This window comes from Streptomyces sp. NPDC007095, from assembly GCF_040634475.1.
Lineage (GTDB): Bacteria > Actinomycetota > Actinomycetes > Streptomycetales > Streptomycetaceae > Streptomyces.
Genome location: NZ_JBEYFS010000371.1, coordinates 1 through 7,007 on the forward strand (window position 1 = coordinate 1; position 7,007 = coordinate 7,007).

Here is a 7,007-nt window from a genome sequence, read left to right on the forward strand (position 1 = left end):
CCCTCGTACTGGACGTACTTGGATCTGTGCCTGGTGCGGTGAGAGTGCGTGCATGGCGTCGCAGGGCAGACGGGAATTTGACGACAGGGCCTAGGCCTGGTAGGCCGCGGAGATCTGTTCGACGACATCCGGCCCCGCGCCGGCGCCGTTCTCGCCTACCTGAGTGCCGACGGCATCCGTGCCGGCGAACTCGCCCGCGTCTCCGGACAGCACAAGCAGGTCATCGGCTCCCTCGTCGACGACCTCTGGGTTACGTCGAACGCAAACCCGATCCCCGGGACCGCCGGGCCGAACTGGTCTGCCCCACCGAACGCGGGCCGCTCCAGATGGAGGCCGCCGTCTCCATCATGCGCACGATCGAGGAACGCCACGCGAAGGCGCTGGGCAAGCAGGAGTACGCAGCCTTCAAGACGGCTCTCCATCGCGTGGCCGATCTCCAACGCGAGGTCCAGCACGACAACCGAGGCGGGCAGGACACGGTGAGGGCCACTGAGTGACCAGTGGCGCGGGTTCAGCCTTGGCACTCCGGTGGCCGCGACAGAGCCCCCGCTCGACCGAGGACACCGTGACCGCCACCGACCGGTGGCCCACGTGCGGCCGCGAGGTCTAGAGTGACGTCAAAATGGTTGAATGGCGGACGGAGTTTCCCATGAGTGCGCTGGAGCCCCTGGACCTCGCGACGATCGAGGCGGAGCGTACGCGGATCCGCGACACGCATCTGGCCCCGGACCGGCCGGCGAGCTCCGCGCGCGGAGTGCACCACGTGGCCCTGCTCTCCGCGGACGTCGAGCGGACCGTCCGGTTCTACCAGGGCATCCTGGAGTTCCCGCTCACCGAGGTGATCGAGAACCGCGACTACAAGGGTTCCACCCACTTCTTCTTCGACGTCGGCAATGGCAACCTGCTGGCCTTCTTCGACTTCCCCGGCCTCGGCCTCGGCCCCTACGCCGAGGTGCTCGGCGGACTGCACCACCTGGCCATCTCCGTCGACCCCACCACCTGGCAGCGGCTGCGCGAACGGCTCGACGCCGCCGGGGTCGACTACGAGGAGGAGAGCGGAACTTCGCTCTACTTCCGCGACCCCGACGGCGCCCGCGTCGAACTCCTCGCCGAGCCCTTGGGCGAGATGTACGGCAACTCCGTGCGCTGACGTTGCTGAAGGCACGGGGCTGAAGGTACGGGCCGGCGGTCAGCCCAGCGTGCTCGCCCAGTTCGCCGGCACCCGCCCCGCGGGACCCGGTGTCGGCTGGTCCTCGGGGTGGCTCACCGGGGGAGCGAGGTCCGGGCCGGACTCGTACAGCTCGGACGTGTCGAAGTTCCAGAACCAGGCCTCGCCGGGTTCGAAGCTGCGGATGATGGGATGGCCGGCACTCTTCGCGTGCGCGGTGGCGTGCTTGGCGGGCGAGTCGTCGCAACAGCCGATGTGGCCGCACTGCGCACAGCGACGCAGGTGGAACCACCAGCCGCCGACGGCGTCGCAGTCCCCGCACCCCGTACCGCTCGGCGGGACGCTCGGGTCGATTCCGGCGGGCAGACTCATGAAGGCTCCTCGGGTGTCTCGGTGTCCGCGGCGGTCAGGGGAAGGCGTACCTGAAAACGGGTGTCGCCCGGGACGGACTGCACCTGAAGACTCCCGTGGTGCTTGTTGACGACGATCCGCCACGAGATGTCCAGACCGAGCCCGGTGCCCTCACCCACCGGCTTGGTGGTGAAGAACGGGTCGAAGATGCGGTCGCGGATCTCGGACGGTACCCCGGGACCGGTGTCGCGGAACTCGACGAGCAGATCGTCGTGGTCGAGTGCGGTGTGCACGGTCAGGGTCCCCTCGCCATCCATCGCCGAGACGGCGTTGTCGACGAGGTTCGTCCACACCTGGTTCAACTCGCTCGGATACGCGGGGATCTTCGGCAGCGTACGGTCGAACTCCTTGACGACCTTGACGCCGGAACCGATCTTCCCGGAGAGCATCATCAGCGTGCTGCCCAGCAGTTCGTGGACATCGACGACCTGATACGGCGCGCGGTCGAGCTGCGAGTACTGCTTGGCCGCGTCCACAAGGTGCGTGATACGGGTCGTGGAGTCCTCGATCTCGTTCATGAGGAGCTCTGTCTCCACGGTGTAGTTCAGCCAGTGGACCGCGCCCTGGAGCGTCTCCTCGTCCACGGCCGCCGCGACCTGGTCCAGCCAGTCCGTGTCGAGCCCCGCCTGCACGAACGTCGGCGCGAGCTGCCAGCCGCCCGCGATGTCGTGGTCGTCCAGCCAGTCGGCGAGCGCGTCCTCCCGGTCGGAGGCCTCCAGCGGGCTCAGCGGCGTGGCCTTGGCGACCTGCTCGGCGGTGCGCTCCTGGATCTCGACCAGGATTTCCAGAGTGTCCCGCTTGTAGGGGCCCGCGGCGATCGCGCCGAGCTTCTGCCGCATCTTCGCGACCCGCTCCCGCAGCGCGGAGGTGGCCCGGACCGCCGCCGCGGCCGGATTGTTGAGCTCGTGCGTCAGCCCGGCCGACAGCGAACCGAGCGCCAGCAGTCGCTCGCGCTGCCCGATGGCCCGCTGGGTGTTCTGGGTGCCGTAGAACAGCCCTTCCAGCAGATGCACGGCCATGGGGAACCAGTCCCGCATGATCGAGGAGAAGGTCTCGGCGGGCAGGATGAAGAACCGGGAGGGCACGGTGACGCGCAGGGAGCCCCTGTAGCGCGCCTGATCCGGCTTGCTCACATACGCCTGGGTGGCCCCCGCGTACACGCCGCGCTGGGAGCTGCGGGTGGTCTCCACGTCGTCGCCCCCGACCCGGCGCGACATCACCAGGGTGCCTTCGAGAAGCACGAAGAAGCAGGTGGCCGGATCGCCCTCGGTGTAGACGGGACCGGGGTCGAACTCCTCCACCCGGCCTTCCCGGCACAGCCGGCTCAGCTGGTCCGCGTCCAGCTTCTCGAACAGGAACAGCGTGCTCAGCTCCGCCATGTCGCACGGCATCGGCCGCCCGCTCATGACTGCTCCAGATAACGGTGGACGAGCATGACGGCCATGGCTCCCTCTCCGACTGCGGAAGCGACCCGCTTCGCGGACTCGGCACGCGCGTCCCCGGCCACGAACACGCCGGGAATATTGGTCTCCAGGTGGTACGGCGGCCGGTCCAGCTCCCAGCCCTTGGGCGGCTGCCCGTCGATGGTCATGTCGGGTCCCGCCGGGATGAACCCGCGCTCGTCCCGCAGCACCGTTCCCTCCAGCCAGTCCGTGAGCGGGGCCGCGCCGATGAACACGAACATCCACTGCGCGTCGACGAGTTCGGTGTGCCCGCTCGTCACGTCCCGCAGGGTGAGCTGCTCCAGATGGTCCGTGCCGTGCGCCGCGTCGACGACCGTGCAGGTGCGCACCGTGATGTTGGGCGCCTCCTCGATCTGCTGGATCAGATAGTGCGACATCGAGGCGGACAACGACGTTCCCCGTACGAGGAGGGTGACCGACTTCGCGCCGCGCGACAGGTACATGGCGGCCTGCCCGGCCGAGTTCGCCCCGCCCACGATGTACACGTCGTGGCCCTGGCAGGCGGCCGCCTCGGTCAGCGCCGAACCGTAGAAGACGCCGCATCCCGTGAGGTCGGCCAGGCCGGGCGCCTGCAACTGCCGGTACGAGACGCCGGTCGCCAGGATCACCGCGTGGGCGGAGATCGCCGAGCCGTCCGAGAAACGGATGGTGCGGGACGCTCCGGTGACCTCGAGGCCGGTCACCTCGCGCGCGGTGAGGATCTCGGCACCGAACTTCGCCGCCTGCCGCCGCGCCCGGTCGGTGAGCTGGCCCCCGGACACCCCGTCCGGGAAGCCGAGGTAGTTCTCGATGCGCGAGCTCTGCCCGGCCTGCCCGCCGGTCGCCGAGCGCTCCACGAGCACGGTCCGAAGCCCCTCGGACGCGCCGTACACGGCGGCTCCGAGTCCGGCCGGACCGCCGCCGATGACGACGAGGTCGTAGAACTCCGACGTCGGCGTCGTGGCCAGGCCGACTCGCGCCGCGAGGTCCGGGTCCTCGGGCTCGACCAGCGGCGTACCGTCCGGCGTGATCACCAGCGGCAGCCGATCCCCGTCCTGACCGGCCGCGGACAGCAGCCGCTGCCCCTCCGGTGTGTCGGACGAGTACCAGCGGTACGGCACCTGGTTGCGGGCCAGGAACTCGCGTACGTCCGAGGAGCGCGCCGACCACCGGTGCCCGACCACCTTGCAGGTCGGCACGGGCCGGTAGTCGCTGGTCCGCCAGGCGTCCAGGAGATCGTCGAGGACCGGGTAGAGCTTCTCCTCCGGCGGATCCCACGGCTTGAGCAGGTAGTGGTCCAGATCGATCACGTTGATCGCGTCGATCGCCGCGTTCGTGTCCGCGTACGCGGTCAGCAGCACCCGGCGTGCGCCGGGGTACACATCGAGCGCCTGCTCCAGGAACTCGATGCCGTTCATCTGCGGCATCCGGTAGTCGGCGAGGATCACCGCCACCTGGTCGCCCCGCAGCTTCAGCTCCTTGAGTGCGTCCAGTGCGGTCTCCCCGGACTCCGCGCGCACGATCCGGTGCGACTCGCCGTAGCGGCGCCTGAGGTCGCGCGCGACGGCGCGCGACACCCCGGGATCGTCATCCACGGTCAGAATGACGGTCCGCGCTGTAGCGGCGGCCTGTGCCATACGTCTCCCACCCCGAGCAGAACAGTGTTGTTCTCAATCGTATGTATGAACGGTCGCCTTCGCTCTCGAATCGCTTCACGCGGGCTTTGCGGGGGCATCCGCCGGTGGCAGCAGGGACTCCCGCATCTTGGGGAGGATGTTGGTGACGTAGTCCTCCACGGCGGTGCCCAGGCCGATGTCGTGCTGGGCCTGCTCGGACAGGTACCAGCGGTGTTCGAGCAGCTCGTGGTAGATCTCCGCCGGGTCCATGGAGCCGCGCAGGTCCAGCGGAACCGCCCGAACGGTCGGCCGGAACACATCCCGCACCCAGCGGTGGGCGAGGACCTCGGGGCGGGCGGCCAGGGGGTCGCCGGGGGCGTAGTCGTCCTGGGTGGCCATCCAGCTCTCCAGGTCGTTCAGGAGCCGTCGCGCCTGGTTCTCCTCGGCGTCGAGCCCGGTCAGCCGCAGCAGCTGGCGCTGGTGGTGGCCGGCGTCGACGACCTTGGGCACGAAGGTCACCGTGTCCCCGTTCGAGGAGTGCGCGATCTGCATCTCGGCGACGTCGAAACCGAGGTCGTTCAGGCGCCGGATCCGGCGGTCGATGTAGTGGTGTTTGCCCGCCGGGTAGACGGACGTACGGGTCAGTTCCTCCCACAGGCTCTGGTAGCGCGCGCAGATCTCCATGCCGAACTCGATCGGGTCGACGGAGGGGTGCAGGGCCCCGGCCGCCTCCAGGTCCAGCAGCTCCCCACTGATGTTGACACGCGCGAGATCGAGGTCGTACTCCCGTTGCCCGTTGCTCAGTTGCGGGTGCAGCTCCCCGGTCTCGGCGTCCACGAGATACGCCGCGTACGCTCCGGCGTCGCGCCGGAACAGTGTGTTGGACAGCGAGCAGTCGCCCCACGCGAACCCCGCCAGATGCAGCCGCACCAGCAGCACCGCGAGCGCGTCCATCAGGCGGTGCATGGTGGCGGGCCGCATGGTCGTCTCGAACATGGACCGGTACGGCATCGAGCCGCCCAGGTGCCGGGTGATGAGGACGGGCTCCAGCGGACCGCCCTCGCCGTCGGTGCGCCCGGTGACCACGGCGAGCGGGTCCACGGCGGGGATGGAGAGCCTGTCCAGGCTGCGCAGCAGTTCGTACTCGCGCAGGGCGGGCCGCTCGGCCAGCTCCTTGACGGCCACGACCTCGGTGCCGGCGCGCGCGTAGCGCACCACGTGCCGCGAGATGCCACGCGGCAGCGGGACCAGGTAGTGCTCCGGCCACTCTTCCAGCGGGAGCTGCCAGGGCAGTTCGAGGAGGAGCGCGGGGTGCTCAGGGTTGGTGGCGCTGATCTGCAAAGCCATCGACGGGCTGCCCTCACCTCGGGGTCGAACGTGTACCTTGCCCCAGCATCTACGAATGATCCCCGAGGCGGAAGACGCGGCGGGCGTTGCCCGACAGGAACAACTCGGTGGTCTCCTCGTCGAGACGCAGGTCGGAAAGGTGCTCCAGGGCCTGACTCGGCGTGATCATGGGGTAGTTGGAGCCGAAGAGGACCTTGCGCCGTCCCCGGCCGCGCAGATAGTCGACCAGTTCGGTGGGGTAGCGGCGTGCGGTGTAGGCGCTGGTGTCGATGTGAACGTCGGGGTGTTTGTCGGCCACCGAGATCATCTCCGTGGTCCACGGGTAGCCGATGTGCCCGCAGACGATGGTCAGTCCGGGGAAGTCCAGCGCGACCTGGTCGATGTACGGGATCGGCCGGCCGGTCTCGGAGGGAGGCAGCGGTCCGGTGTGTCCGACCTGGGTGCAGAACGGGATGCCCAGCTCGACGCAGGCGGTGTACAACGGGTAGTAGAGCCGGTCGGTGGGCGGCAGCTGCCACAGCCACGGCACGATCCTGAGGGCCACGAAACCCAGCTCCTGGACGGCTCGCCGCAGCTCCCGCACGGCCGCGACGGGCTTGGGCAGGTCCACGCCCGCGACCCCGCGCAGCCGCCCCTCGGACCGGGCGACGAACTCGGCGACCTCGTCGTTGCCGATGAGCGGCCCCTGTGGCCCGTACCAGGCCGCGGACAGCCCGATCTCCACGTCGGCAGCCGCCAGCGCCGCCACCGTGATCTTCACCGGAAGCGGCTCCTCCAGCAGCCCCATGCCGGTCCAGCGGCGCAGCGACTCGAACATCTCGTGGTTGGAGTGGCGCAGTGTGGGGTGCTGCATCCACGCGTCGACGACCGGCGTGATCCCGTGCCCTCCCCGGGGCTCGTGGCTGAGCGATTGCTCATCCCGACCCTGGGTCCTGTCGTCAAATTCCCGTCGTCCGCCCGGAGGGCGGGCCCTGCGGCGTCAGGTGCGTGCTCTCGGCGTGCCGGGCACAGGCCCTCGTACTG

Annotated in this window: 8 protein-coding genes; 2 read left to right on the forward strand and 6 right to left on the reverse strand. The window is 69.4% G+C overall.

Going from position 1 to position 7,007, the window contains the following annotated elements; genetic code table 11:
• Positions 1-90: 90 nt before the first annotated feature.
• Positions 91-213 (reverse strand): hypothetical protein, encoded by a 123-nt coding sequence (locus ABZ656_RS54975; protein ID WP_360279838.1) that lies wholly within the window; start codon positions 211-213, stop codon positions 91-93.
• Positions 214-347: 134 nt separating this feature from the next.
• On the opposite strand from ABZ656_RS54975, the gene ABZ656_RS54980 reads away from it, so the two are divergent.
• Together ABZ656_RS54980 and ABZ656_RS54985 are read left to right on the forward strand one after the other, a co-directional pair.
• Positions 348-497 (forward strand): hypothetical protein, encoded by a 150-nt coding sequence (locus ABZ656_RS54980; protein ID WP_360279841.1) that lies wholly within the window; start codon positions 348-350, stop codon positions 495-497.
• Positions 498-649: 152 nt separating this feature from the next.
• On the forward strand, positions 650-1,150 hold the full coding sequence (locus tag ABZ656_RS54985; protein WP_180362257.1) for a VOC family protein: 501 nt from the start codon (positions 650-652) through the stop codon (positions 1,148-1,150).
• Between the two features lie 39 nt (positions 1,151-1,189).
• On the opposite strand, the gene ABZ656_RS54990 is transcribed toward ABZ656_RS54985, so the two are convergent.
• From ABZ656_RS54990 to ABZ656_RS55010, 5 genes are all read right to left on the reverse strand, one after another.
• The gene (locus tag ABZ656_RS54990) at positions 1,190-1,540 is read right to left on the reverse strand and encodes a UBP-type zinc finger domain-containing protein (RefSeq protein ID WP_101402880.1); all 351 of its coding nucleotides are present in this window, start codon (positions 1,538-1,540) and stop codon (positions 1,190-1,192) included.
• Positions 1,537-2,985, reverse strand: a complete 1,449-nt coding sequence (locus ABZ656_RS54995; protein ID WP_360279845.1) for an ATP-binding protein — start codon at positions 2,983-2,985, stop codon at positions 1,537-1,539. Before ABZ656_RS54995 ends, ABZ656_RS54990 begins: the two co-directional genes overlap by 4 nt.
• On the reverse strand, positions 2,982-4,658 hold the full coding sequence (locus ABZ656_RS55000) for an FAD-dependent oxidoreductase (protein ID WP_101402882.1): 1,677 nt from the start codon (positions 4,656-4,658) through the stop codon (positions 2,982-2,984). The genes ABZ656_RS54995 and ABZ656_RS55000 overlap by 4 nt, the downstream gene beginning before the upstream one ends.
• Positions 4,659-4,733: 75 nt before the next feature.
• A complete protein-coding gene (locus ABZ656_RS55005) occupies positions 4,734-5,984 on the reverse strand; it encodes a DUF4032 domain-containing protein (RefSeq protein WP_101402883.1) in 1,251 nt (416 codons plus the stop codon).
• 49 nt (positions 5,985-6,033) lie between these two features.
• Positions 6,034-6,837 carry an amidohydrolase family protein gene (locus ABZ656_RS55010; RefSeq protein ID WP_360279850.1) on the reverse strand — a complete coding sequence of 268 codons (804 nt, stop codon included), beginning with the start codon at positions 6,835-6,837 and terminating at the stop codon, positions 6,034-6,036.
• Between the last annotated feature and the right edge of the window lie 170 nt (positions 6,838-7,007).